Origin of the sequence: Rhizobium sp. 16-488-2b, assembly GCF_017741815.1 — a bacterium.
Taxonomy (GTDB): Bacteria; Pseudomonadota; Alphaproteobacteria; order Rhizobiales; family Rhizobiaceae; genus Rhizobium.
The window spans coordinates 402,461-427,276 of the sequence record NZ_JAGHMF010000036.1; the positions used below are offsets into that span (position 1 = coordinate 402,461).

Consider the following 24,816-nt stretch of genomic DNA (forward strand, 5'->3'; position numbering starts at 1 on the left):
GTCCGGTCTGGGCGCATATGTGCTTTGTTGGGTAAGCAGTGTCGTTCGCGGATCGCGCCGTGTAAAACGGCACGATGCATTTGGCAACCAACACGACAGACCGTAGCACATGAAGAAACGTCCGACCCTTTCGTCGATCTGTTCGATCGCCAGCCTGCTCGTCATGACATCCGCGGCATCCGCCGAGGACCTTGAGCATGGACGGCGGGTGTTCAGGCTATGCGTTGCCTGTCACACGGCCGATTCCGATCGCAACGGCTTCGGCCCGCATCTGAAGGGTGTCGTCGGCCGTCCAGCCGGAAGCTTGCCCGACTACCGATATTCCGAAGCGATGAAGACGGCCGGTGCCGGCGGGCTCGTCTGGGACGAGGCTGCGCTGTCGGAATTTCTATCCAGCCCCAAGAAGAAAGTGCCGGGAACGAAGATGAGCTTCGGCGGCCTCTGGGCGACGTCGGAGATCACCGACCTTATCGCATATCTCCGAGCCAATCCCTAAACGCCAAATGTCGGTCCGCCACGGCTTGACGTCTCGGCGCCGGATCGCCTAAGTCACACGTGATGGTTCCCGAAGGGATGACTTCCGACGGGATTAATAGGGAACACGGTGCGGATGACCCGAATGGGGCCAAGACCGTGGCTGCCCCCGCAACTGTAAGCGGATTGCCTGATGTCCTTGTGGTGTTCGTCTCGAACACCATGCCACTGCGAAGCTCTTCGTGGGAAGGCAGATGTCAGGCGCATATTCGCAAGCCAGGAGACCTGCCGTCAAAACAGTGTCCACCATCCCGGACGGGGTTGTCCGGAGAGGAGCATCATATGATGGTTTTTGACGTCAGCCGCTGGCGCGGTCCCGCTTTATTCCCCTCCGCAAATCTCATGTCCGTGATTCCGCGATAGCTTTCGCCGCCGCATGATTTCAGGCGAGCGCCTTGCTGTGTCGTCCTGCATCATCCGCGGCGGTCCCCGCTTCGAGTTTCACAGCCACGGCCAGTCGGCTGCGGGCTTTAGCCATACATGAGGACCAATATGAACCGCATCATCCTGCGAACCGCGCTGCTTTCGATCGCGACGGCTTGCGCTTTCACCACCTTTCTACCCTCCGCCCACGCAGCAGCAACGACCTATCCGCTGACGATCACCAATTGCGGCCAGCAGGTGACATTCGACAGCGCACCGAAGAAGACGGTGTCGATCGGCCAGGGCATGACCGAAATTCTCTACTCGCTCGGCCTTGCCGACAAGATTGTCGGTACGGCGGTCTGGGTCGGGCCGGTGCTGCCCGCCTATGCCGAGGTCAACAAGAAGATCAAGCGGCTGGCGGATAATGATCCGAGTTTTGAATCCGTCGTCGGCCAGGAGCCGGACTTGGTTGCGGCCGAGTTCGAGTGGCATGTCGGCACGCAAGGTTCGGTCGGCAAGCGCGAGCAGTTCGCCGGTCTCGGCATCAAGACCTATGTTTCGCCGGCCGATTGCGTCGCGAAGGTCAACACCGATGGTGGCGACGGCGTGCGCAGCGAGCTCTTCACCATGGAGCTGATCTATCAGGAGATCGCCGAGCTGGCGGAGATCTACGACATCCAGGATCGCGGCGCGGCCCTGATCGCCGACTTGAAGAAGCGCGAAGCGGATGCCGTGGCATCGCTCGGCGGGTCGGCGAAGGATCTGCCTGTCGCCTTCTGGTTTTCCAGCAAGGAAGTGCAGGGCGATGCCTTTATCGCCGGCAAGAACAGCGCGCCGGCCTATATTCTGAAAACGCTCGGCGCCCGCAACGTTGTCAGCACCGAGGAAGAGTGGCCGCTGGTCGGCTGGGAAACGATCGCGCAGGCCAATCCTGCAGTCATCGTCATCGCCACCATGGACCGCCGCCGTTATGCCGCGGACGATCCGAAGGTGAAGATCGATTTCCTTGAAAAGGACCCGGTCACCAGCCAGCTCGATGCCGTCAAGAACAGGCACTTCGTCGAGATGGATGCGCAGTCGATGAACCCGACGATCCGTACCATCGACGGCCTGGAACGCCTTGCCGCCGGCATCAAGTCCTTCGGTCTTTCCAAGTGAGGCACGCGTCGATAGCCCACCGAGGATGGAGAGCGCTGCTCGTACTCTTCGTCCTTGCCGTCGTGGCATTGGGCTTTGTCATCAGTCTCGCTGTGTCTATCGGCGAGATCTCCATTCCTGTCGACACGACGGCCAAGGCCGTTGCGAACCGCTTGCTTGGCACCGGCTTTGAACTCAGCCGCATCCATGAAGGCATCATCTGGGATTATCGCCTGAGCCGCGCGCTTGTCGCCGCCAGCGCCGGAGCGGCTCTTGCGCTATGCGGCGCGGTGCTGCAGGCGTTGCTGCGCAATCCGCTGGCCGAGCCCTATGTACTCGGCATCTCGGCCGGCGCGTCCACCGGGGCCGTCGCCGTCATGATCCTCGGTTTCGGCTATGGCGTGTTGACGCTTTCCGCCGGCGCTTTCGTCGGCGCGGTCGCGGCGTTCCTGCTGGTGTCTTTGCTGGCGGTGGGCTCCGGCGGCGGGACGGACCGTATCATCCTCGCAGGTGTCGCCGGTTCGCAGCTCTTCAACGCGCTGACGTCCTATATCGTCACGACATCGGCAAATGCCGAGCAGGCGCGCGGCGTCATGTTCTGGCTGCTCGGCAGCCTTTCCGGCGTACGCTGGCCGGATGTCTATCTTGCCGCTCCCGTTGCAATCGCCGGCTTTCTCGTCTGCATGCTTTACGCCCGCGCGCTCGATGCCTTCACTTTCGGTACCGATGCTGCGGCGGCGCTCGGCATTCCGGTCGCTGGTATCCGGATCGTGCTGCTTGCGCTCACGGCGCTGCTTACCGCGACGATGGTCAGCATCGTCGGCTCGATCGGCTTCGTCGGGCTGGTCATTCCGCATGCGGCGCGTTTCGTGGTCGGGCCGGGGCATGGGCGCCTGTTACCGGCAACGGCGATATCCGGAGCGATCTTCATGGTGGTCGCCGATATCGTCTCGCGCGTCATCATCCCGCAGCAGGTGCTGCCGATCGGCGTCGTCACCGCGCTTTTCGGTGCGCCGGCGTTCGCGCTCATTCTCTACAAGGCGAGGCGGCCGGCATGAGCATTTCCATCAGCGATGTGCATTGGGCAACGTCAGGCGTGCTTGTCGTCAAGGGCGTCAGCCTCGAGGTCCCCACCGGGCAGACGCTGGGCCTGATCGGGCCGAACGGTTCGGGGAAATCCAGCTTGCTGCGGTTGATCGGCGGGTTGCGCAAGGTGAAGAGCGGCGTCATCGCGCTCGGCGATATCGGCATCGACACGCTGGCGCGCCGCGATATCGCCCGGCGCGTTGCCTTTGTCGAGCAGCAGGCCACGACGGAGACGCAGGTGACGGTCACAGAGGTCGTCCGTCTTGGGCGCACACCGCATCGCGGTCCATTGGCGCCGTGGAGCGCCAATGACGAGGAGGCGGTCGAGAACGCGCTGCGGCAAGTGGGCATGGTCGAGAAGGCGCGGCAGCTCTGGCATACGCTGTCGGGCGGCGAGCGGCAGCGGGTCCATATCGCGCGCGCACTGGCGCAGACGCCAACCGAGCTTCTGCTCGACGAGCCGACCAATCATCTCGACATTCAGCACCAGCTCGAAATCCTGTCACTGGTTGCCAAGCTGCCGATCACCAGCATCGTCGCGCTGCATGATCTGAACCTAGCCGCCATGTTTTGCGACAGGATTGCTGTGCTTAGCCAGGGTCGGCTTGTTGCGGTCGGACCGGCGGACGAGGTATTGACCGAAGGCCTGATCGCCGATGTGTTCGGGGTGCGCGCCCATATCGAGCGCTCGCCGCATCATGGTCGGCAGCATATCCATTTTCTTGGCTGTATTTCTTGAGGTCCGATGTCCATCAGACAAACCAATTTCGATTTGAAGGAAGAGATCCGGGACTATTGGTCCAAGCGCTCGCAAACATTCGATCTTGCCTTCGGCCACAGGATACCGCGTGGCCCGGAGTTCGATGCCTGGCAGCAGCCGATGCGCGATCATCTCGGGCCGACGCCCTTGCGGGTCCTCGAGCTTGCCTGTGGCACTGGCGAGGTCACGGCGGTGATCCACGATCTCGGCCACGATGTGACCGCGCTGGATTTCTCCGAGGCCATGCTGTCAATCGCCAGAGCCAAGCACACCGGCAAGGAACGGTTGCGCTTCGTGCTGGCGGACGCGGAAAACCCGATGGAGCCGGATGGCCGCTACGATGCCATTATCTGCCGGCATCTGGTGTGGACGCTGACCGATCCCGCAAAGGCATTCGGCGAGTGGCACCGGGTCTTGAAGCCTGGTGGCACGCTTCTGGTCTTCGACGGCGACTGGGCGAAGCCGACAAGGCTCGGCCGCGCCGCGGCATGGCTCATCCGCCGGATCGATCGTTTCTGCGGTGCGGACCGGCATTATGACGGCGCGATGAGCGAGCGCCATTCGGCGATCATGGCGGAACTCCCCTTCGGCGCCGGGCTGCGGCCGGACGATCTCGTTCCGCAATTGAAGCAGGCCGGCTTCGTGGGTTTCGAGATCTCGTCGCATGGACCGATCGCGAAAGCGCAGCGGCGTGGCGCCAATCTGCGCAACAAGCTCAGGACGCTGGTCTATCGGCGCTTCATTCTCGTCGCCAAATCCGCCGGCGTTTCGCAAGGTGGCGAGGCCTGATCTATCGCGCAAAGACGGTGGATTTGATGCCGTTGGCGAATTTTGCGGCGTCTTGCCATCGCAGCATGTTGACGTGATCGGCTAGACGAGGTCATCTGCACATAACGGCATGGCGCTCATGCTTGCGGTGATCGGCACGGGAGGCCGGATCATCGCCTTGAAAGGCAGAGCGCCGGCAGTCTCAAGGGAGGAATACGCCTGTCAGCCAGCCCGATCGGATCGGGATGGGCTGAGACCCTTGAACGCTAGGACTCCCGGAATGGCATACAGCACGACGATCGAACGAACGCGCTTCGGCTTTCGCGATCTCAAGGATCTCCTCGCGAAAGCGACGCCGGAACGCTCCGGCGACCAGCTCGCGGGCATTGCGGCCAGTGGACCGGTCGAGCGGCTCGCCGCGCAGATGGCGCTCGCCGATCTGCCGCTGAAGGCCTTTCTTGCCGAAGAGGTTATCCCATCGGAGAGCGACGAGGTCTCCGCGCTGATCGCGAGGCAGTTCGACGCGCAAGCCTTCGCGCCGATCAGTTCGTTCACGGTGGGCGAGTTTCGCGAGTGGTTGCTGAAGCCGGAAACGGATCAGCGGGCGCTCGAAGCCATCACCTATGGCATCACGCCGGAGATGCTGGCGGCCGTTTCGAAAATCATGCGGCTGCAGGATCTGATCGCCGTCGCCGCCAAGCGGCAGGTCGTCACGCGCTTTCGCAACACGCTTGGCCTCACCGGCCGCCTGTCGACCCGTAACCAGCCGAACCACCCGACCGACGATAGCCGCGGCATCGCCGCTTCGGCGATCGATGGTCTGTTGATGGGCTCCGGCGACGCGGTTATCGGCGTCAATCCGGCGACTGATAGTGTCGAGGACTATGTGCGGATCGTCTCGCTGCTCGACGAAATCCGCGAGCGGCTCGCCATACCCACCCAGACATGTTGCCTCGGCCACGTCACCACGGCCATTCGCGCCGTCGAGGCGCGGGCGCCGGTTGATCTGATGTTCCAGTCGGTGGCGGGATCGCAGAAAGCCAATGAAGGCTTCGGCATCGATCTCGCACTGCTGAAGGAGGCGCAGGATGCCGGGCGATCGCTGAAGCGCGGCATGCCGGGCGCCAACCTGATGTATTTCGAAACCGGGCAGGGGGCAGCGCTCTCCGCCGACGCCCATTTCGGCGTCGACCAGCAGACGATGGAGACCCGGGCCTATGCCGTCGCGCGCGAGTTCGATCCGCTGCTGGTCAACACGGTTGTCGGCTTCATCGGTCCGGAATATCTCTTCAACGGAAAGCAGATCATCCGCGCCGGTATCGAGGATCATTTCTGCGGCAAGCTGCTCGGCCTGCCGATGGGCGTCGACGTTTGCTACACGAACCATGCCGATGCCGATCAGGAAGACATGGACACGCTGTTGACACTGCTCTGCGCGGCAAACGTCAATTTCGTCATCACTGTCCCCGGCGCCGACGACATCATGCTGAACTACCAGTCGCTGTCTCACCACGATGCTGTGTTCTGCCGCGAGACCCTAGGCCGTCCGCCGGCGCCGGAGTTCGAGACGTGGCTGCGCGATGTCGGACTGACGAATGATGCCGGCGCGCTGTCCGGCGCACCCGCCATGCTGACCGATTACCTGTCGAGGGCCGCTCTTGTCTAAATCCACCGCCACCGAACTCAGAGCCGATTACCAGCAGGCCACCGTTGATCTGGCCGAGATGACCGATGCGCGCGTCGCACTGGGGCGCTTCGGGTCCGGCGCGCCGACCAAGGCGCAGCTGTCCTTCCTGCTCGATCATGCCCGCGCCCGCGAAGCGGTATGGTCGACCGTCGACGTGAACAGGCTGGAGAGCGATCTCAACGCGCTCGGGCTGGATGTCGTGTCCGTGGAGAGCATGGCCGAAGATCGCGGCAGCTACCTGCGCCGGCCGGATCTTGGCCGCAAGTTGTCGCGCGCTTCGGTCGAGCGGCTGGATGCTCTGCCGGCTGAGGCCAAAGGATGCGACGTCGTCATCACCATTGCCGACGGCCTCTCGTCGAGTGCGGTCGATATCAATGCGGTCGCGCTGGTGCGCGAACTCTCGGGCCTGTTGCGCTTAGCCGGCTTGTCGATCGGCCCGGTCGCCGTCGCCCGCCAGGCGCGTGTGGCGCTTGCCGACGAGGTCGGCGAAATTCTCGGGGCGCGGATGACAATCGTGCTGATCGGAGAGAGGCCCGGTCTCTCAGCGGCCGACAGTCTCGGCGCCTATATCACCTACGAGCCGTCGGTCGGTACGCCGGATTCCCGGCGCAACTGCGTCTCGAACATGCGCGAGGGTGGCCTATCGATGGAGCAGGCGGCGAAGACCATCGCCGGTCTCATCGCCGACATGACGAAGACAGGTGTGAGCGGCGTCGGCTTGAAGGAAGCGCTGGTCAGGCTGCCCAGCGCTTCGTAATCGGCTTCACCGGATGCCCGCCCTTGCGCGCGGCCGCGTGTCGTTGCGCTCGTGCTCGAAGATGGCGCCGGGAAGCGGCATCTTGCCGCGAATGATGTCCGAGCCCTTCTCGCCCACCATGATCGTCGGCGCGTTGGTGTTGCAGGAGGGAACACGCGGCATGACGGAGGAATCGCAAACACGCAGGCCTTCCAGCCCGTGCACCTTGAGATCGAGCCCGACGACCGCGTCCGCGCCCGTACCCATCTTGCAGGTTCCGACGGGGTGGTGATCGGTCTTGGCGTTGGCGCAGCCGTAGTCGAAGAGTTCGTCGTCGGTCATCACCTTCGGTCCGGGAAGCCGCTCGGCCAACACGAAGGGCTTCAGCGCCGCCTGCTGCATGATTTCGCGCGCGATCTTCAGGCCTTCGAGCGACATCGTCCGGTCGTGCGGATCGGACCAGTAGTTCGGGTCGATCAGCGGCGCTGCCGCCGGATCGGATGATTTGAGCCTGACGGTGCCGCGCGAGCGCGGGTGGAGATAGGCCGAGTTCAGCGTCACGCCGGCGTTCTTCAGCCGCTCCACGCCCGCCTCGATGCCCGAACCAAGCCCGAGGTGAAACTGGATGTCAGGGGAACGCGCATTCGGATCCGCATACCAGAAGCCGCCCGTCTCGAAGAGCGAGGAAGCAACCGGGCCCGTGCGGAAGAGAATGTATTCCAGCCCCGCCCAGACGGTCCGGTGCAGTTTGGCGACGCCGTCATAAGTGTGGTCGCCGGTGCACTCGCAAATGACGAAGAGGTCGAGATGATCCTGCAGGTTGCCGCCGACGCCGGGTAGATCGTGGTGCACCTTGACGCCGACAGATGTCAGATGATCGGCCGGGCCGATGCCGGATTGCAGCAGGAGCTTCGGCGAGCCGATCGCGCCCGATGACACCAGCACTTCGCGCGCGGCGCGGATCACCTCGGAGCCCTTGTCCGTCACCACTTCGACGCCGACGGCTCTCGTTCCCTCGATCACGATCCTGCTCACGCGGGCGCCGGTGCGGATGGTCAGGTTCTTTCGGCCCTTGATGGGCGAGAGATAGGCAAGCGACGCGGATGAGCGGCGACGGTTGCGCTGGGTCAGCTGGTAGAAGCCGACGCCCGCCTGCTGCTTGCCGTTGAAGTCGTGATTGTAGGGAATGCCGAGTTCCTGGCCGGCGCGGATATAGGCGTCGCAGATCGGGAGCGCGGAGACAGGCATCGAGACGCCGAGCGGCCCGCCATAGGCGTGGTAATCGTCGGCGAAGCGCTGGTTGTCCTCGGCGCGTTTGAAATAGGGCAGGATCGAGCGGTAGTCCCAGCCCTCGCAGCCATCCTCGCTGGCCCAGAGATCATAGTCGGCGGCATTGCCCCGGGTGTAGAGCTGCGCATTGATGGACGAGCCGCCGCCGATCACCTTCGCTTGCGTGTAGCGCAGTACCCGGCCTTTCATGTGCTTCTGCGGAACGGTTTCCCATCCCCAGCTCGCCACGCCTTTGGTCATCTTGGCAAAGCCGGCCGGCATGTGGAACAGCGGATTCCAGTCGCCGCCACCGGCTTCCAGAAGCAGCACGCTGACATCTGGATCTTCGCTCAGCCTGCTGGCGAGCACGCAGCCGGCGGGACCCGCGCCCGTTATGATATAGTCAAAGCCCATTGGTTCTATCCTGTCACAAGCGGGGAATGGAAAGGCCGCCATCGGCATCGATGACGGTGCCGGTCGCAAAGGCGAAGGCGCCGGAGGCAAGGGCCGAGCAAATCCGACCGATGTCGTCGGCCTCGCCCCAGCGCTTCATCGGCACGAGCCCGCCTTCGATCAGCGCGTCGTATTTCGAGGTCACGCCTGCCGTCATATCGGTGCGGATGATGCCCGGCCGGAGTTCGAAGACGGAGATACCCGATTCCGCCAGGCGCAGCGCCAGCCCTTGAGAGAAGGCGGCAAGCCCCGCCTTGCTGATGCAATAGTCCAGGCGCTCCGGTGAACTCGCCTCGGCCGATACCGAGGTGATGTTGATGATCGAGCGCGGGTGCGGCTTGTCGCCGGATACAAGCATCGCTTTCACTACCGCCTGGGTGAAGAACACGGTGCCGCGCAGGTTCGTGGCCATGATGGCGTCGAAATTGTCAGGCGTCAGTCCAAGGAAGTCACCCCTGACCACGGCGGCCATGCCGGCATTGTTGACCAGGCAATCGATGCGGCCGAAGGCCTGCAGGATCGCGTGAACGGTCTCCTCGTGCTTTTCGACGGCGGATATATCGGCCTGCAGGTAGATCGCGTCGCCACCATGCTCCTTCAGCTGCGCGACGGTCTCGTCCGCGGTCTCCGCGGCGCCGACGCCCGTTATCACGACATTGAAGCCTGATTTCGCCAGCGCGCCGGCGATGCCCAGCCCGATGCCGCGACGGCCGCCGGTGATCACGGCGACGGGCTTGTCCGAATGCGTCGTCATGCTCTCAAATCCTTTGAAGCGATATGGTCGGCGACACGCAATGCCTGGCTCGCCACCGTCAAGGCCGGATTGACGGCCGCCGAGGTCGGTAGGAAGCTTGCATCGACGACGAACAGGTTCTGGTGATCGAAGGCGCGGCAGTAGATGTCGAGCGGAGCCGACGCCGGGTCGCGGCCGATCCTGATGGTCCCGCACTGGTGCGAGGGCGTGCGCTTGTCGAACGGCCGGCTGAGCACCAGCGGAAAACCGATCGACTTCAGGATGTCCTTGAGCTTAGAGACCAGCGACAGGTGAGCATCCCAGTTGGTGCGATGCCATTTCAAGACGATGCGGTCGCCATCCACCATCACCCGGCTTTCCGGACTGGGAACGTCTTCGCTCATGGCGTAGAAATCGATCGCATGGCCGGTGATCCGATTGAGCAGCCATTCCGGGACATTCGGCAGTGATCCCTTCAATACCTTGCCGGAGATGCGGCCGAGCAGCTGGACATTGCCGAGCGGCGGTCCGCCATTGCCGTCGGACAGATAGAAATCGTTGAAGGCGAAGGTCTTCTGGTAGATCGAGGTGTTGCGATATCGCGGCGAGACGCCGATCACGGCCGAGGAGTTGTGGTTCATGAAGTTGCGCCCGACCTGGCCCGACGAATTGGCGAGGCCATCCGGAAACCGGTCATTTGCCGAGCGGAGCAAGAGCACGGCGGACTGGACGGCGCCGGCGCTCAGGATCACGAGCTTTGGATGAAGCGTTCGGGTTTCTCCACCCTGGCGGTAGGTAACGCCCGAGATGCGGCCGTCCGCATCCGTCTCCAGCTTGATGACGCGAGATCCGGTTTGAAGGCGGACATTGTCGTGTTGCAGCGCCTGCGAAAGGGCAGCCGTTTCTGCGTCCATCTTACCGTCGTCGGAGTTCGGGTGTGCGTCCCAAGGCGTTGGCGCCTTCGCCAGCCACTTGTCGATGTCGACACCCAGGGGGAGCGAGAAGGGGTGCAGCCCCTTCGCCTTCAGCCGCGCCCGGACATCGGCGATGGCGGGTTCTTCGCGCACCGGCGGGTAATCATAGGGTGTCGAATGGGCCGGCTCCGTCGGATCGTCGCCGAGCGCCCCGCGCACCCGATACAGCTTCTCGGCGCGACCATACCAAGGCTCCAGCTCCTCATAGGGAAATGGCCAAGCGGGCGAGACGCCTTCGCGATGATGGATTTCCTCGAAATCCTCGCGGCGGTAGCGCGAGAGCACCGCCCCGAAGAATTTCGAATTGCCGCCGACATTGTAGTAGTTGCCGGGATTGAAGCCGGTGCCGTCGGCCTCGTACCAGGTCTCCTTCGGGCGGAAATGGCCGCGCTGGAAGATCGCTCGCTGGTCGCGGTTGACAGGGTGGTCGGCGATCCGTTCGCCTGCTTCGAGAATGAGGATCTCGGCGCCGGTGGGAGCGAGCCCGGCAGCGACGGTCGCGCCACCGATGCCCGAGCCGATGATGACGATATCAGGTGTTCTGTTCATATTGCTGTCCCGCCGTCAGGATCACGCGATCCGCGCCTGGCTCTGCGGGTCGAAGAAGACCACCTTGTCGAGGTTGAATGCCAGCCGCGCGTTCTGGCCGGGCTGAATGCGGGCATCGGCGCGCAGCCGCGCGACGACCTCCTTGCCGCCAAGTTTCGTCACCGCGAATGTATCGGACCCGGCCGGCTCGACCACGTCGATCAGGCAATCGCCCTCGGCAAGTGTGCGCGCGTTGCGGTCGGCGCCATCGGGGTCGGTCAGCGCCTCGGGCCGGATGCCGAAGACGATCTGCCGGCCGGCATGCGCCTGCAGCGCTTCGCGGCCCGGTGCGATCGGCAAGCGGATCGGCTCGCCGCTGGGGCGGGCGAGCGACACGGAGAGGCCCGCCGCGCCCTGTTCGATGGTGCCGGACAGAAGGTTCATGGCCGGAGAGCCCATGAAGTCGGCGACGAACATGTTGGCGGGGTTGTTGTAGATTTCTGCCGGCGTGCCGAACTGCTGCACCTCACCGTCCTTCATCACGGCGATCTTGGTCGCCAGCGTCATCGCCTCGATCTGGTCGTGCGTGACGTAGACGATCGTCTTGCCGGTCGCCTGATGCAGTCGCTTGATTTCGATGCGCATGTCGACCCGCAGCTTGGCGTCCAGGTTGGAGAGCGGCTCGTCGAACAGGAAGAGCTTGGGATCGCGCACCAGCGCGCGGCCCATGGCGACGCGCTGCCGCTGGCCGCCCGAAAGCTGGCTTGGCTTGCGGTCCAGCAGGTGGCCGATCTGCAGCACCTTGGCGACCTTGTCGATCGCCGCCTTGCGTTCGTCGGCCGGCACGCCGCGCATCTCCATGCCGAAGGAGATGTTTCCCGCCACCGTCATGTTCGGATAGAGCGCGTAGCTCTGAAACACCATGGCGATGTCGCGCTTGGACGGATGCAGATCCGAGATGCTGCGGCCATCGACGCTGATGTCGCCCTCGGTGATGGCTTCCAGCCCGGCGATGGTGTTGAGCAGCGTGGACTTGCCGCAGCCGGACGGGCCGACCAGCACCAGGAAGCCGCCCTTTTCCAGCTCAAGATCGATGCCCTTGAGGATTTCCAGTGCGCCGAAACGCTTTCTGAGGCCTGAGATTTCGAGAAAAGCCATGGGATTATCCTTTGACCGCGCCCGCCATCAGACCGCGAACGAAGTAGCGGCCGGCGAGGATGTAAACGAGAAGCGTGGGCATGGCGGCGATCATCGCGGCGGCCATGTTGACATTGTATTCGACCACACCGGTCGAGGTGTTGACGACGTTGTTCAGCGCCACCGTCATCGGCATGGACTCGCCGGTTCCCGCATAGGCGGATGCGAACAGGAAGTCGTTCCAGATGTTGGTGAACTGGTAGATCACGGTCACGACGATGATCGGCAGCGAATTCGGCAGCATGATGCGGCGGAAGATCTGGAAGAAGCTAGCACCATCCACCTGCGCCGCGCGCACCAGTTCGGTCGGGAACGCCTCGTAGTAGTTGCGGAAAAACAGCGTCGTGAAGCCGAGGCCGTATACGACGTGGACGATGACCAGATTGACCGTCGGATTGCCGAAGCCGAGCGACATGCCGATCTCGTTGGTGAGCGTGTTGCCGAAGCGGCCGAGACTGCCGAGAATGGTCGCCATCGGCAGCAGCACCGACTGGAACGGAATGAAGCAGGCGAAGAGCATCAGCCCGAAGACCAGCGTATGGCCGGGGAATCGCCATTTGGTGAGCACGTAGCCGTTCAGCGCGCCGAGGATGGTCGAGATGGCGACGGCAGGCACCACCATCTTGATCGAATTCCAGAAGTAGCCCTTGATGCCGGCGCAGGTCAGACCGACGCAGGTTTCGCCCCAGGCCTTGACCCATGGCTCGAAGGTCGGCGCTGCCGGCAACGACAGCATGTTGCCGCTTTGGATCTCGTCCATCGTCTTGAACGAGGTGACGAGCATGACGAAGAGCGGCATCAGGTAGATGATCGCGAAGATGGCCAGTACGCCGTAGATGAAGATGCGGTTGAACATCCGCATGCGTGCCATGCTGGAGGCATCCGATGTGACCGTGCTCATCGTGATTTCTCCCGCAGTTCCGAATAGAGATAGGGAATGATGATGGCCGAGATAGTCATCAGCATGATCACGGCGCTGGCCGAGCCGACGGCCATTTCGTTGCGCTTGAAGGTGTATTCGTACATGAAGTTGGACGGCAGCCAGGCCGAGCCGCCGGGGCCGCCCGAGGTCAGCGCGACCACAAGGTCGTAGGACTTGATCGCCATATGCGCGAGCACGATGAAGGCGGAGAGGAAGACGGGCCTCAGAAGCGGAATGATGATGCGGCGGTAGAGCTGCACCGTCGAGGCGCCATCGATCTGCGCCGCCTTCATGATCTCGCTGTCGATGCCGCGAAGGCCTGCCAGGAACATCGCCATGACGAAGCCAGAGGCTTGCCAGACGCCGGCGATGACGACGGTGTAGATCACGAAGTCCTTGTTCTTGATCCAGTCGAAGTGGAAGCTCGTCCAGCCGAAATGGTGCAGCGTCTGTTCCAGCCCGAGGCCCGGATCGAGAAACCATTTCCAGGCAACGCCTGTCACGATGAAGGAGAGCGCCATCGGATAGAGGAAGATCGGCCGCAGAATGCCTTCGCCGCGGATCTTCTGGTCGAGCAGGATGGCGAGCAGCAGTCCGAGGCCCAGGCAGATGGCGATATAGAGGAAGCCAAAGATCCCCATATTGGTGATCGACGTGTACCAGGACGACGGCGGATCGCTCTCGAAGGTCCAGCGCCAGAGCCGTTGATAGGCGCGAGGCCCGGTCAGCGCATAGGACGGAAAGGTCTTTGAATTGGTAAAGGACAGATAGACCGTCCAGAGGATGAAACCGTAGACGAAGACCAGCGTGATGGCGAAGCTCGGCGCGAGCACGATTTTCGGCAGCGCGTCCTGCAGCCAGCCGCGCAAGGAAAACGACGTTCCGCGCTGTGCTGTGACGTCTGGTTTGGTGGTGGCGATAGTGCTCATAACATTCATCCCCCTCCCAAGGGTGACGTTGGCAGTCGACATCTTCCCCGCCATCTGAGGCGGGGAAGACCATGCTTGGAGCCGATTACTTGGCGTCGTCGATTGCCTTCACGAGTTCCTCGACAGCCTGGTCGGAGGTCTTGATCTGGCCGTGAACGAACTTGGAGACGACGTCCTTGTAGGCGTTGGCAACGGCCGGAGGCGCGCCATAGCCCTGTGCCAGCGAGCCGAACAGCGTGCCGCCTTCGTTGGCGGCCTTCAGGTCGGCGATGCCCTTCTTGCCGCAGGCGTCGAAGTCGGTATCCGGCACGTCGGTACGGGCGGGAACCGAGCCCTTGACGACGTTGAAGGCCGACTGGAAGCTCTTCGACAGGGTTGCCGTCGCAAGCGCCACCTGGGCTGCCTTGCGATCGTCGGGAACATTGAACATGCCGAACATGTCGGAGTTGTAGATCACGCTGCCGTCGGTGCCCGGGAAGCGGTAGCAAAGGAAGTCGGTGTCGGGCGTCTTCTTGGCGGCGACGAATTCGCCCTTGGCCCAGTCACCCATGACCTGCACCAGCGCATCACCCTTGATGACCATGGCGGTCGCAAGGTTCCAGTCACGGCCGGAGAAGTTCGGATCGACATACTTGATCAGCGTGGCCAGGTTGTCGAAGGACTTCTTCATGGTGTCGGACTTCAGGGACTCCTCATCGAGTTCGTTGAAGGCTTTCTTGTAAAACTCCGGTCCGCCGGTCGACAGTACGACGCTGTCGAACATGGTGGCTTCCTGCCAATTCTGACCGCCGAGAGCGAGCGGCGTGACGCCGGCTGCCTTGGCCTTGTCGAGCAGGGCAACGAGGTCTTCGAAGGTCTTCGGCTGCGTGCCGCCGATCTTGTCCATCACGGCCTTGTTGATCCAGAGCCAATTGACGGAGTGAACGTTGACGGGAGCTGCGACCCACTTGCCGTCATAAACGGAGAACTTCTGCAGCGCTGCCGGAACCGATTTGTCCCAGCCTTCCTTCTTCGCGGTTTCGGTGAGATCGCCCATCACACCGGCTTGCGCGTAGTCGAGAACGGTGTAGCCGAGCATCTGCGAAGCGGTCGGGTAGGTGCCTGCCGCAACCATCGCCTTCAGCGCGGTCATCGCGGCGTCGCCACCGCCGCCGGCGACGGGCACGTCTTTCCACGCGTAGCCTTCCTTCGCCAGGTCGCCCTTCAGCACGTTGAGCGCGGCGGCTTCGCCACCCGACGTCCACCAATGCAGCATCTGCACTTCCTTGACGTCGGCAGCGCGGGCCAAACCGCCCACAGCACCAACTGCCAATGCGACCACGGCGGTCGCCGTTAGAAATCTGCGCATTTGAAAACCTCCCGTTTTCAAGTTCGCGAAACGAGACCCATTCTCGTTCCGTATCCCCCGCCCTCCTCGAGCGTGGTTTCTGCAGACCGGCTCCCCGCCGGCTGTCAGTTCCTGGGCATCCACCAATTGGTGCGGCTGCCGATATGCATGTTGAGCGTCTTCGTCTCGGTGTAATCCTCCACCGCATGGCGGCCGAGTTCGCGTCCGAGGCCGGACTGCTTGTATCCCCCGAACGGCAGCTCCGATGCGCCGTCCATGAAGGTGTTCATCCAGACGGTTCCCGCGCGTACTCTACGCCCGATCGTCAGGCATGTATCGAAATCCTTGCTCCAGACGCCGGCCGAGAGGCCGTAATCGATGGAGTTGGCGATTTCGATCGCCTCCTCGGTGGTCTCGAAGGTGAGGACAGAGAGAACGGGGCCGAACACCTCCTCGCGCGCGACCGTCATCCCCGGCGTGACCTGAGAGAGAATGGTTGGCGCCATGAACTGGCCCATGCCCAGATCGAGCGCACCACCGCCATGGGCGACTTCGGCGCCGGCGCTCTTTGCCGCCGAGACGTAGCCGGCGATCTTGTCGAAATGCTGCGGCGTGATGATCGCGCCGACCTGCGTGGTCGGGTCGAGGGGATCGCCGACCTTCACATGCTTGGCGAGCGCCGCCACGCGCGCCACGACATCGCTGGCGATGGACTTGTGAAGGATCAGACGGGAGCCTGCATTGCAGCATTCGCCGGCGTTGAAATAGGCGCCGAACACGGCCGCGTCGATGAAGGCGTCGAGGTCCGCATCCGGGAACACGATCTGCGGGTTCTTGCCGCCGAGCTCCAGCGAAACTTTCTTCAGCGTCTGCGCCGCATTGGTCATCGTCAGCTTGCCAACGCCGGTCGAGCCGGTGAACGAAACCATGTCGACGTCGGGATGCGACGTCATGATCGCGCCGACTTCGGCGCCCGTGCCGGTCACGATATTGACGACGCCATCGGGAACGCCGGCTTCCTGCAGGATTTCACCGAGCACGATAGTCGAGCCCGAGGTCAGTTCCGATGGCTTGACCACGCAGGTGCAGCCCGCGGCCAGCGCGAAGGGCAACTTCTGGCCGACGATCAGGAAGGGAAAATTCCACGGCGTGATGATCGAAACGACACCGATCGCCTCGCGCAGCACGACACCCAGTGTGCCGTCGCCGAGCGTGTTGTAGCTTTCGCCATGCAGATCGCGGGCAAGGGCGGCGGCATAACGCCAGATGTCGACCGATCCTGCGATCTCGCCCTTGACCTGAGAGATCGGCTTGCCGGCCTCGATCGCATCGAGATAGGCGAGTTCATCGGCCCTGGCGGCAATGAGGTCGGCGGCCTTGAGCAGGATGGCGGAGCGCTCCGATGCAGTCATGCGCGGCCAGGGGCCGGTGTCGAACGCCTTGCGGGCCGCGGTAATCGCGCGCTCGGCGTCGGCCTTCGATCCGGCCTGAAAGCGGCTGACGACGACGCCGTGGCTCGGCGCGACCCGCTCGATCGGTGCGGCATTGCCGGAGATCCATTTGCCGTCGATCAGCATCTTGAAGTCGCGGATCGTTTGATTGGCGAGCGCCTTCGGGGTGACCAGAACCGTCATTACCATTCTCCCTTGAACTGTGCCGGGCGTTTCTCGCTGAATGCGGTCACGCCTTCCTTGAGGTCGCCGGTTTTGGCGACCAGGATCGAGCCGAGCGCTTCAACCGCCGTGCCGTTGTCCTCGCCATTGGCCGACGCGATCATCAGCTTGGTGATCTCGAGTGCGGCGGGTCCGCGTGTCGCGACGCGGCGCGCATAGTCTCGTGCCGCATCGACGGCTGTGCCCGTGGCCACGACCATGTCGACGATGGCGAACTGGCGCGCTTCCTCGGCGGTGAATATCTCGCCGCCCAGCGCCATGCGGCGGACGATCTGCGCGCCGAACCGCTTGACGAGACGCTGCGTGCCCGACCAGCCGGGGATCATGCCGAGGCCGGTTTCCGGAAGGCCGATCTTGATCTGCTGTTCGGCAATCCTGATATCGGCAAGGCCTGCCAACTCGAGCCCGCCGCCGAGTGCGTGTCCGTTCAGCGCCGCGATCAGGGGAACGCGAAGCGTGGCGAGCCGCTCGAAGACACGATGGCCGTAGCGCACCCAGGCATGCCCGAACTCCTGCGGTGCCATATGCCCCCAGGCCTTGATATCCCCGCCCGCCGAGAAGGCCTTGCCGTCACCGGTGAGGATGGCGACATGTACATCCGGATTGGCTTCCACCGCATCGGCGGCTTCCGACAGAGCCTTCAGCATGTCGAGGTCGAGTGCGTTCAGCTTCTCGGGCCGCGATACGGTCATGATGGCAAGAGAGCCGTCTATGTCGACGCGCACGGTTCCGCTAGTCATGGAAGGTGCCCTCCAGAACGCGGGCGCTTTTCACCGGCAGCGACAATCCGATCGGCTCTTCCGCACACAGCCTGGCGTCCATCACCTTGAGGTCCTTGGCGACCGAGAGTGGGAATTCCGACTGATCCAGAATATGCGTCTGCAGGTCGATGCCGGGTGCGATCTCGGTCAGCACGATCCCGTCGGGGGTGAGTTTCATCACGCAACGCTCGGTCACATAGGTGATGTCCTGTCCCTGTTCGATCGCCCGGCGGCCGGAGAAGGTCACGTGCTCGACCTCGTTGACCAGCTTCTTCAGCTTGCCTTCCTTCTCGATGACAAGCTTGCCATCGGCGATGCCGAGCTTGGCGCCGGCGTTGAACATGCCGGAGAAGACGATCTTGCGGGCACGGGCGGTGATATCGACGAATCCGCCGGCTCCAGCCGTCACATGAGGGCGGAAGGAGAGCTTCGAGACGTTGACCGAGCCATCCCGGCCGATCTCCAGGAAGGAGAGCAGCGACGCATCGAAACCGCCACCCTGGAAATAGGTGAACTGGTAGGGCGATGGCATGTAGGCATCGGCGTTCGAGGCGCAGCCGAAGGCGAAGTCGAGCAGCGGAACGCCACCAACTGCACCCTGCTCGATCACCCAGGTAACGGCTCCGTGCTGCCCTTCTTCCATCAGGATGCGCGGAACGTTTGCCGAGATGCCGAAGCCGAGGTTGACGCAGCTATTGGCCTGAAGCTCCTGCGCGACGCGACGTGCGATCACCTTCTGGATGTTGAATTCGGGAACGCGGAACGTGTCGAGCGGGCGGAAGATTTCGCCTGAAATCGCCGGGTCGTAGAGCGTCTGCGTCGTCTGCTTCTGTTCGGGATCGACAATGACGTAATCCACCAGCATGCCCGGCACGCGCACGTCGTGCGGCTTCAGCGAGCCCTGCTTGGTGATGCGCTTGACCTGCGCGATGACGATGCCGCCATTGTTGCGGGCCGCAAGCGCCTGGTCGAGCCCGCCGAGATAGGCGCCTTCGTGCTCATAGGTCAGGTTGCCGTGCGCGTCGGCCGTCGTCGCCCTGACGATCGTGACATCGGGCGCGATCGCCGGGAAATACAGCCAGTCGTCCCCCTCGAAGGAGACACGCTTGACCACGGGCGTTTCCTGGGCGGCGGCGTTCATCGCGCAGCCCTGACGCTTCGGGTCCACGAAGGTGTCCATTCCAACTTTCGTCAGAACGCCGGGCCGCTTGGCGGCCGCCTCGCGGTGCATGTCGAACATCACGCCGGAGGGGATGTTGTACGCCGGGATTTCGTTGCCTGATATCATCTGCCAGATTAGCGGCGGTTCGGCGGTCGATGGGCCGGAAGGGTAGGAGCCGCCGATGATTCGCTTCAGGAGACCCTTGCGCGCGATATGGTCGATGCCCTTGATCCCGCTCATGTCGCCGGCGGCGATCGGGTGCAGCGTGGTGATCTCGCGCGGATGGCCGGTGGCCTCGAAACGCTCGCCGATGGCTTTCAACATCAGGTCGGGGCAGCCGAGGCCGCTGGACGAAGAGACCGAAACGACGGCGCCATCGGGGATCAGGTCAGCGGCTTGCGATGGGGTGATATGCTTGTTCATCTCTGTCAAAGTCCTGTCTTGACCGGCACTGCAGCACCCGTGCGCGCGGCTTGCGCGACCGCGAGGCCCGTTGCCAGCGACCAGATGCCATCCTTGGCTGTTGCCGATGGCCTGCCATTGCCGGCGACGGCGGCGTGAAACGCGGTAAGAGCGGTCTCGTAGAGATTGCCGCCGGTAACCGGCAGCGACTGCTCGCCTTCGGCGGTCCGCAAGGTCACCGTGCCATCCGGCCGCTGGGTCATCACATTGCGGCCGATCAGCGAGCCCTCGGTGCCGTGCACCTCCAAACCGGTGTCGGCGTATTTCGTGGTGAAGCCGTCGTGGAACTGGGCGATGATCTCGTCTTCGAAGCGCATGACGCCCATGACGGCGTCTTCCAGACCTTCCTTGCCCATGCCGCCGGCCTGCGAAAATGCGATCACCTCGACCGGGTTTCGCCCAAGCACGTAACGCAGGGTGTCCGTGTCATGGACGGTGATGTCGAGAATGACGCCGCCGCCGGCCTGCGGCTTGTCGAGCCGCCAGCCTTGCAGATGCGGTGGCAGGTAGACGGCGTGGAACACGCGTGCCGAGAGCGGCTTTCCGATCTTGCCGGCCGCGATTGCGTCACGCATCGCGGTGTGGGTCGAGGCATTGCGCAGGTGGTGGTTGGTGGCGAGAACGACGCCCGCTTCATCGGCGGCCTTGGCCATCGCGTGGGCATCATCGAGAGACAGAGCCAGCGGCTTTTCGCAGAGAATGTGCTTGCCCGCGCGCGCAGCGGCGATTGCCTGGGCGCAGTGCAGCTCGTTGGTCGTCGAGATATAGACGGCATCGATCTCGGGGTCGGAGAGCAGAGCGCCGAGATCGGAGACATGCTTGCCGATATTGTTCTCGGCGGCATAGGAGCGGGCGCGCTCCGGGCTGGTGCTCATGACGGAGACGACCTCGCCGCCAGTGGCGCGAATTGCTCCGATCACCCATTCGCGCGCGATCGTACTCGCGCCGATGAGACCCCAACGAACCGTCATGCCATTTTCCTCCCAGGCTTGTTCATCGCGGCGCCGCAGCTTTCGCGCACGATCAGGCGCACCGAGCTCACGGCCGATTCCGCTTCCGGTTTCCCGGCGTTGATCTGCTTCAGCAGCATTTGTGCTGCGCGTTGGCCGATCCCCTGCGGATCGACCGAGATGGTGGTCAGCGCCGGCACCGTGGTCTTCGCCTCGATCACATCGTCGAAGCCGACGACGGCGAAGTCCTTGCCGGGCTCGATGCGGCGCGCTCTCAGCCCATCGCAGACGCCGAAGGCAACCGCGTCGTTGAAGCAGACGGCGGCCGTCGGCGGCTCTGGCATGGCCATGGCGCGGGCAAGCGCATCCACGCCGCCGGCGCGCGATGGCGCGGACGAAACCACCAGCTCTTCTTGGAAGCCGGTGCCGGTTTTCGACATGGCGTCGCGATAGCCACCCAGGCGCTCGTCGAAGACGGCGGTGTCCGGGAAGCCTCCGACGAATGCGATACGGCTGTGGCCGAGTGCCGCCAGATGTTCGACGGCGGCAAAGGTGCCGGCATGGTTGTCGGAGACAAGCGACGACACCTTGGCGCCGGGAATGTTGCGAACCACGAGCACGACCGGAATGCCGGCCATGACAAGCGGCTTCAGATCAATCGCTTCGGTGCCGCGCGCCGGCGAGATGATCAGGCCCGAGACACCGTGCTCGCGCATCGAGGCGATGACCTCACGCTGGCGATCGATGCTTTCGCTGGTGTTGGACAGGAACTGCACGAAGCCGGCCGACTGCACCACCGTGTCGACGCCCACGGCGAGTTCGGCGAAGAAGCTGTTGGTCAGGTCGTTGACGACGATGCCGATGATCTTCGATCGCGCATTCGCCTGGCGAAGGTTCGCCGCGCCGCGATTATAGACATAGCCCAGTTCCCGCATCACGGCGTTGACCTTCGTGCGGGTGCTCTCATTCACCAGGGGCGAGGCTTGCAGCACCAGCGAAACTGTCGACTTGGAAACGCCGGCAGCCTTTGCGATGTCGATGACGGTGACCCGCCCCTTGCCCATGAATGTCCTCCCTTGGTCTGCGCCAATTTTCACTGTTAATAATTGGAACGTTCCAACTTTGTCAAGCGGAGTTAATCGGACGGCGCCGGTGTCTGCGGGTGAATTCACCGGAAAGCATCTGTTGCGGTGCAAAATGGCGCAAAACAATCAATTTTGTCGCTGGCTTTCGTGTCGAAAGCGGTAAGTGACGCCTTGCTTTTGACGTCGAAAACAGGCTTGCAATTTGGAACGATCCAAATTATTGCATTGTCCACGTCTTGAGGAGGACCCCATGAGCTTGACCTTGAATCTGCCTGACGCCGATGGTGCTGTTCGCGAATATCGCCTTGTTGGAACCCCGATCGAGCGGCCGTCCAAGCCACCGGTATTCAATCGGATTGCCTATGCCGCGGCCCACGTCGTCTCCGATCCGCGCCGGGATTCAGACCCCTGGGGCAAGCCGGCGATCGACTGGGATACGACGATCGCTTTCAGGCGCCATCTCTGGAGCCTGGGTTTCAAGATCGCCGAAGCCATGGACACCTCGCAGCGCGGGATGGGGCTTGATTGGGCGGGTGCGCAGGAACTCATTCGCCGTTCGCTGGAAGAGGCGCGTCATGTCGAGGGTGCCGATCTCGCCTGCGGCGCCGGCACGGACCATCTGGCGGCCGCCGATGCACGCTCGCTGGATGACGTGATCAAGGCCTACGAGACGCAGATCGAATTTGTGGAAAAGCACGGTGGCCGCGTCATCATGATGGCGAGCCGCGCGCTTGCCCGCGTCGCCAAGTCGCCCGACGATTACATCAAGGTCTATAGCCGCATTCTCTCGCAGGCGAAGGACAAGGTCGTCCTGCACTGGCTGGGCGACATGTTCGATCCCAACCTTGCCGGCTATTGGGGAAGCGCTGATTTCGAGCCGGCGCTCGCGTGCGCGCTCGATATCATCAGGGAAAACCGGAGCAAGGTCGAAGGCATCAAGATCTCGTTGCTCGACAATGCCAAGGAAGTGCAGCTTCGCGACAGGCTTCCCGAGGGCGTCATGTGCTTCACCGGCGACGACTTCAATTACGCGGAACTGATCGAGGGTGATGGCAAGCGCTACAGCCATGCGCTGCTCGGCATCTTCGACGCCGTGGCGCCGTCTGCCTCTAAGGCGCTCGCGTTGCTGGCTGCGGGCGATACTTCGACGTTCCGCTCCGTGATCGAGCCGACGGTGCCGCTGTCGCGCAAGATCTTCGAGGCGCCGACGCAATATTATAAGGCAGGCGTGGTCTTCCTGGCGTGGCTGAACGGCCACCAGAGCCACTTCAGCCTGCCTGCCGGCATGCAATCGGCACGCGGCATCAATCATTACGCGGATATCTTCCGCCTGGCCGACAAGGCAAATGTGCTCGATAAGCCGGAGCTGGCGACTGAGCGCATGAAGAACTTCGTGGGTGTCTTCGGCGTGCAATAAGCCAAGCGGGAGGCCGCCCGGCTTATGGTGGTCGTATCAATGAATAAAAGGACCGGCGTGTGGTGACGCCGGTCCTTCCGAACGCTAGGCCGCAGCGAAGGGAACAGCCACGAAGGTCTTGTTGCCGCCTCGCTGTACGAGGAGCAGCACGGACTTCTTCTCGGTCTTTGCTGCATCCGCCACCGCGTTCTTAGCTTCACTCGCGTCGTGAACGGTCTTGTCGTTCACCGACAGGATAATGTCTCCGGTCTGCAGGCCGGCCTTCGCGGCGGGCTTATCTGGCGCCACGTTGGCGATGACAGCACCCTCGACCTTCTGCGACAGGCCAAGCTGCGCGCGGATATCGGGGGTGAGGTCGGCAAGTGCGACACCGATCCTCGGTCCGCTCTGCGCATGCTTTTCAGTGCCGCCGGCACTTGCGAGCTGCTGCCCGTCATCGCCTCCGCCGATCGCAACCTTGAGCTCTACGCTCTTGCCGCCGCGCCAGACCGTCACTGTCTGCTTGTCGCCGGGCGAGAGGTCGGCCACGAGGCGCGAGAGGTCCTTCGGCGATGTCACGCTGTCGCTTCCGACATTGGTCACGACGTCACCGGCCTTGAAGCCGGCCTTGGCAGCGGGCGAGCCTTCCGAAACGTCGGCGACCAGCGCGCCTTGCGGCTTGGCAAGGCCGATCGCATCGGCGACATCCTGGGTGACGCCCTGGATCTGGACGCCAAGATAACCGTGCTCGATGGAGCCGTTCTTCTGCAGCTTGGCGACGATCGTCTTGGCTTCATCCGATGGGATCGCGAAGCCGACACCGACGCTGCCGCCGTTCGGCGAATAGATGGCGGTGTTGATGCCGACGACATGACCGTCGCGATCAACGAGCGGACCGCCCGAATTGCCGTGGTTGATCGGCGCATCGATCTGGATGAAGTCGTCATATGGGCCGCTGTGCAGATCGCGGCCGCGTGCCGAGACGATGCCGGCCGTCACGGTGGTGCCGATGCCGAAGGGGTTGCCGATCGCCAGAATCTGGTCGCCGAGCTTCAGCTTGCCGGAATCGCCCCAGGCGATGGTCGGCAACGCTTTCGGCGCCTCGATCTTGACCACGGCGAGATCGGCCTTGGCGTCGGCGCCGATCAGCTTGCCGGGCAGTTCCGTGCCGTCGTCGAGCGTCACCTTGATATCGGTGGCGTTGGCGATGACATGGTTGTTGGTGACGATATAGCCGTCCGGGTTGACGATGAAGCCGGAGCCGAGGGCCTGCGCATGCTCACCCGATTGCGGTGCCTGATGCGGGACCGGAATGCCCTGCTGCTCGAAGAACTGCTTGAACTGCTGCTGCATCTCGGAATTGTCGGTGCTGTCATCGGCGCCCGATGCCTTCATCGTCGTCACGATGGTCACCACGGCCGGCTTGTCGGCATCGACGACATCGGCAAAAGAACCGCTGCCGTTGGGGGAGGTGGCGACCGACGCCGGCGACGCTACGGCCGGTGACGTTTCGAACGCATAAGGAAGCGAGGCCGCGCCAACGATGATTGCCGCACCGAGAAGGGCTGCTGACCGGCGGCGATTGAGGATGTTTGACATGATGTCTGTCCTTTGGATGTGTTGCTCGATCGCGTGATGGCTTTCACCAGTAGTAGACGCGTGAGATACATATCTGCCGACCAGGATGTATTTTCAAATTAAATATAGATTAGGTAATTGTTACGTTTTCGTCATTTATTACAAGAGTTTAATGATGTGACGCCTAGTATATGTCGCGCGCGCGAATGCGACGACTATCGCAGGCCGAATGCTCTTCTCCGGCCGGTCTATGGGTGGTTTTAAGGGGGGATTTCGACCGCGATCGGCCATGCTTTGTCCTCGGACAAGCTGCCGATCGCGGAAGAGCCTTGGGAGGCATTGC

21 protein-coding genes and 1 riboswitch are annotated in these 24,816 nt (G+C 63.0%); of the genes, 8 read left to right on the forward strand and 13 right to left on the reverse strand.

The window, feature by feature from the left end; translation table 11 throughout:
* The first annotated feature begins 109 nt into the window (after positions 1–109).
* From J5286_RS28230 to eutC, 7 genes are all read left to right on the forward strand, one after another.
* Complete coding sequence (locus tag J5286_RS28230) at positions 110–496, forward strand: c-type cytochrome (protein WP_209193268.1); 387 nt, start codon at positions 110–112, stop codon at positions 494–496.
* A 46-nt stretch (positions 497–542) separates the two neighbouring features.
* Positions 543–781, forward strand: a riboswitch (cobalamin riboswitch).
* Between the two features lie 245 nt (positions 782–1,026).
* On the forward strand, positions 1,027–2,058 hold the full coding sequence (locus tag J5286_RS28235; protein WP_209193269.1) for an ABC transporter substrate-binding protein: 1,032 nt from the start codon (positions 1,027–1,029) through the stop codon (positions 2,056–2,058).
* A gap of 11 nt (positions 2,059–2,069) precedes the next feature.
* Positions 2,070–3,095, forward strand: a complete 1,026-nt coding sequence (locus tag J5286_RS28240) for a FecCD family ABC transporter permease (protein ID WP_449090086.1) — start codon at positions 2,070–2,072, stop codon at positions 3,093–3,095.
* The gene (locus tag J5286_RS28245; protein WP_209193271.1) at positions 3,092–3,862 is read left to right on the forward strand and encodes an ABC transporter ATP-binding protein; all 771 of its coding nucleotides are present in this window, start codon (positions 3,092–3,094) and stop codon (positions 3,860–3,862) included. Before J5286_RS28240 ends, J5286_RS28245 begins: the two co-directional genes overlap by 4 nt.
* Before the next feature lie 6 nt (positions 3,863–3,868).
* The gene (locus tag J5286_RS28250) at positions 3,869–4,672 is read left to right on the forward strand and encodes a class I SAM-dependent methyltransferase (RefSeq protein WP_209193272.1); all 804 of its coding nucleotides are present in this window, start codon (positions 3,869–3,871) and stop codon (positions 4,670–4,672) included.
* Positions 4,673–4,931: 259 nt separating this feature from the next.
* Complete coding sequence (locus J5286_RS28255; protein WP_209193273.1) at positions 4,932–6,317, forward strand: ethanolamine ammonia-lyase subunit EutB; 1,386 nt, start codon at positions 4,932–4,934, stop codon at positions 6,315–6,317.
* Positions 6,310–7,095, forward strand: coding sequence for an ethanolamine ammonia-lyase subunit EutC (gene eutC / locus J5286_RS28260; RefSeq protein WP_209193274.1), 786 nt, complete (start codon positions 6,310–6,312; stop codon positions 7,093–7,095). The genes J5286_RS28255 and eutC overlap by 8 nt, the downstream gene beginning before the upstream one ends.
* A gap of 6 nt (positions 7,096–7,101) precedes the next feature.
* Here eutC and J5286_RS28265 read toward each other — a convergent pair whose 3' ends face one another.
* The 12 genes from J5286_RS28265 to J5286_RS28320 all read right to left on the reverse strand — a co-directional run bounded on the left by J5286_RS28265 (position 7,102) and on the right by J5286_RS28320 (position 21,478).
* On the reverse strand, positions 7,102–8,757 hold the full coding sequence (locus J5286_RS28265; protein WP_209193275.1) for a GMC family oxidoreductase: 1,656 nt from the start codon (positions 8,755–8,757) through the stop codon (positions 7,102–7,104).
* A gap of 13 nt (positions 8,758–8,770) precedes the next feature.
* A complete protein-coding gene (locus tag J5286_RS28270; RefSeq protein WP_209193276.1) occupies positions 8,771–9,550 on the reverse strand; it encodes a 3-ketoacyl-ACP reductase in 780 nt (259 codons plus the stop codon).
* Positions 9,547–11,052 (reverse strand): FAD-dependent oxidoreductase, encoded by a 1,506-nt coding sequence (locus tag J5286_RS28275; protein WP_209193277.1) that lies wholly within the window; start codon positions 11,050–11,052, stop codon positions 9,547–9,549. The genes J5286_RS28270 and J5286_RS28275 overlap by 4 nt, the downstream gene beginning before the upstream one ends.
* A gap of 21 nt (positions 11,053–11,073) precedes the next feature.
* The gene (locus tag J5286_RS28280) at positions 11,074–12,189 is read right to left on the reverse strand and encodes an ABC transporter ATP-binding protein (RefSeq protein ID WP_209193278.1); all 1,116 of its coding nucleotides are present in this window, start codon (positions 12,187–12,189) and stop codon (positions 11,074–11,076) included.
* A 4-nt stretch (positions 12,190–12,193) separates the two neighbouring features.
* Positions 12,194–13,129 (reverse strand): carbohydrate ABC transporter permease, encoded by a 936-nt coding sequence (locus J5286_RS28285; protein ID WP_209193279.1) that lies wholly within the window; start codon positions 13,127–13,129, stop codon positions 12,194–12,196.
* Positions 13,126–14,079 (reverse strand): carbohydrate ABC transporter permease, encoded by a 954-nt coding sequence (locus J5286_RS28290; protein WP_209193280.1) that lies wholly within the window; start codon positions 14,077–14,079, stop codon positions 13,126–13,128. Before J5286_RS28290 ends, J5286_RS28285 begins: the two co-directional genes overlap by 4 nt.
* 85 nt (positions 14,080–14,164) lie before the next feature.
* Complete coding sequence (locus J5286_RS28295; protein ID WP_018896757.1) at positions 14,165–15,427, reverse strand: ABC transporter substrate-binding protein; 1,263 nt, start codon at positions 15,425–15,427, stop codon at positions 14,165–14,167.
* A gap of 104 nt (positions 15,428–15,531) precedes the next feature.
* Positions 15,532–17,046, reverse strand: a complete 1,515-nt coding sequence (locus J5286_RS28300; RefSeq protein ID WP_209193281.1) for an aldehyde dehydrogenase family protein — start codon at positions 17,044–17,046, stop codon at positions 15,532–15,534.
* Positions 17,040–17,819, reverse strand: a complete 780-nt coding sequence (locus tag J5286_RS28305) for an enoyl-CoA hydratase/isomerase family protein (protein ID WP_209193282.1) — start codon at positions 17,817–17,819, stop codon at positions 17,040–17,042. The genes J5286_RS28300 and J5286_RS28305 overlap by 7 nt, the downstream gene beginning before the upstream one ends.
* Positions 17,812–19,425 (reverse strand): acyl CoA:acetate/3-ketoacid CoA transferase, encoded by a 1,614-nt coding sequence (locus tag J5286_RS28310; protein WP_209193283.1) that lies wholly within the window; start codon positions 19,423–19,425, stop codon positions 17,812–17,814. The genes J5286_RS28305 and J5286_RS28310 overlap by 8 nt, the downstream gene beginning before the upstream one ends.
* A gap of 5 nt (positions 19,426–19,430) precedes the next feature.
* Positions 19,431–20,435: a Gfo/Idh/MocA family protein gene (locus J5286_RS28315; RefSeq protein WP_209193284.1), complete on the reverse strand. Its 1,005-nt coding sequence runs from the start codon at positions 20,433–20,435 to the stop codon at positions 19,431–19,433.
* Positions 20,432–21,478, reverse strand: a complete 1,047-nt coding sequence (locus J5286_RS28320; protein ID WP_209193285.1) for a LacI family DNA-binding transcriptional regulator — start codon at positions 21,476–21,478, stop codon at positions 20,432–20,434. Before J5286_RS28320 ends, J5286_RS28315 begins: the two co-directional genes overlap by 4 nt.
* A gap of 271 nt (positions 21,479–21,749) precedes the next feature.
* Between J5286_RS28320 and J5286_RS28325 the strand changes: the two genes are divergently transcribed.
* The gene (locus J5286_RS28325; protein ID WP_209193286.1) at positions 21,750–22,916 is read left to right on the forward strand and encodes a dihydrodipicolinate synthase family protein; all 1,167 of its coding nucleotides are present in this window, start codon (positions 21,750–21,752) and stop codon (positions 22,914–22,916) included.
* A gap of 84 nt (positions 22,917–23,000) precedes the next feature.
* On the opposite strand, the gene J5286_RS28330 is transcribed toward J5286_RS28325, so the two are convergent.
* Positions 23,001–24,494 (reverse strand): Do family serine endopeptidase, encoded by a 1,494-nt coding sequence (locus J5286_RS28330; protein ID WP_209193287.1) that lies wholly within the window; start codon positions 24,492–24,494, stop codon positions 23,001–23,003.
* Positions 24,495–24,816: the final 322 nt, after the last annotated feature.

Excerpts from the sequence above, each read along its gene's own strand:
- J5286_RS28230 (WP_209193268.1), top strand. The coding sequence starts at position 110 with ATGAAGAAACGTCCGACCCTTTCGTCGATCTGTTCGATCGCCAGCCTG.
- J5286_RS28235 (WP_209193269.1), top strand. The coding sequence starts at position 1,027 with ATGAACCGCATCATCCTGCGAACCGCGCTGCTTTCGATCGCGACGGCT.
- J5286_RS28245 (WP_209193271.1), top strand. The coding sequence starts at position 3,092 with ATGAGCATTTCCATCAGCGATGTGCATTGGGCAACGTCAGGCGTGCTT.
- J5286_RS28250 (WP_209193272.1), top strand. The coding sequence starts at position 3,869 with ATGTCCATCAGACAAACCAATTTCGATTTGAAGGAAGAGATCCGGGAC.
- J5286_RS28255 (WP_209193273.1), top strand. The coding sequence starts at position 4,932 with ATGGCATACAGCACGACGATCGAACGAACGCGCTTCGGCTTTCGCGAT.
- J5286_RS28265 (WP_209193275.1), bottom strand. The coding sequence starts at position 8,757 with ATGGGCTTTGACTATATCATAACGGGCGCGGGTCCCGCCGGCTGCGTG.
- J5286_RS28270 (WP_209193276.1), bottom strand. The coding sequence starts at position 9,550 with ATGACGACGCATTCGGACAAGCCCGTCGCCGTGATCACCGGCGGCCGT.
- J5286_RS28275 (WP_209193277.1), bottom strand. The coding sequence starts at position 11,052 with ATGAACAGAACACCTGATATCGTCATCATCGGCTCGGGCATCGGTGGC.
- J5286_RS28280 (WP_209193278.1), bottom strand. The coding sequence starts at position 12,189 with ATGGCTTTTCTCGAAATCTCAGGCCTCAGAAAGCGTTTCGGCGCACTG.
- J5286_RS28285 (WP_209193279.1), bottom strand. The coding sequence starts at position 13,129 with ATGAGCACGGTCACATCGGATGCCTCCAGCATGGCACGCATGCGGATG.
- J5286_RS28290 (WP_209193280.1), bottom strand. The coding sequence starts at position 14,079 with ATGAGCACTATCGCCACCACCAAACCAGACGTCACAGCACAGCGCGGA.
- J5286_RS28295 (WP_018896757.1), bottom strand. The coding sequence starts at position 15,427 with ATGCGCAGATTTCTAACGGCGACCGCCGTGGTCGCATTGGCAGTTGGT.
- J5286_RS28300 (WP_209193281.1), bottom strand. The coding sequence starts at position 17,046 with ATGGTAATGACGGTTCTGGTCACCCCGAAGGCGCTCGCCAATCAAACG.
- J5286_RS28305 (WP_209193282.1), bottom strand. The coding sequence starts at position 17,819 with ATGACTAGCGGAACCGTGCGCGTCGACATAGACGGCTCTCTTGCCATC.
- J5286_RS28310 (WP_209193283.1), bottom strand. The coding sequence starts at position 19,425 with ATGAACAAGCATATCACCCCATCGCAAGCCGCTGACCTGATCCCCGAT.
- J5286_RS28315 (WP_209193284.1), bottom strand. The coding sequence starts at position 20,435 with ATGACGGTTCGTTGGGGTCTCATCGGCGCGAGTACGATCGCGCGCGAA.
- J5286_RS28320 (WP_209193285.1), bottom strand. The coding sequence starts at position 21,478 with ATGGGCAAGGGGCGGGTCACCGTCATCGACATCGCAAAGGCTGCCGGC.
- J5286_RS28325 (WP_209193286.1), top strand. The coding sequence starts at position 21,750 with ATGAGCTTGACCTTGAATCTGCCTGACGCCGATGGTGCTGTTCGCGAA.
- J5286_RS28330 (WP_209193287.1), bottom strand. The coding sequence starts at position 24,494 with ATGTCAAACATCCTCAATCGCCGCCGGTCAGCAGCCCTTCTCGGTGCG.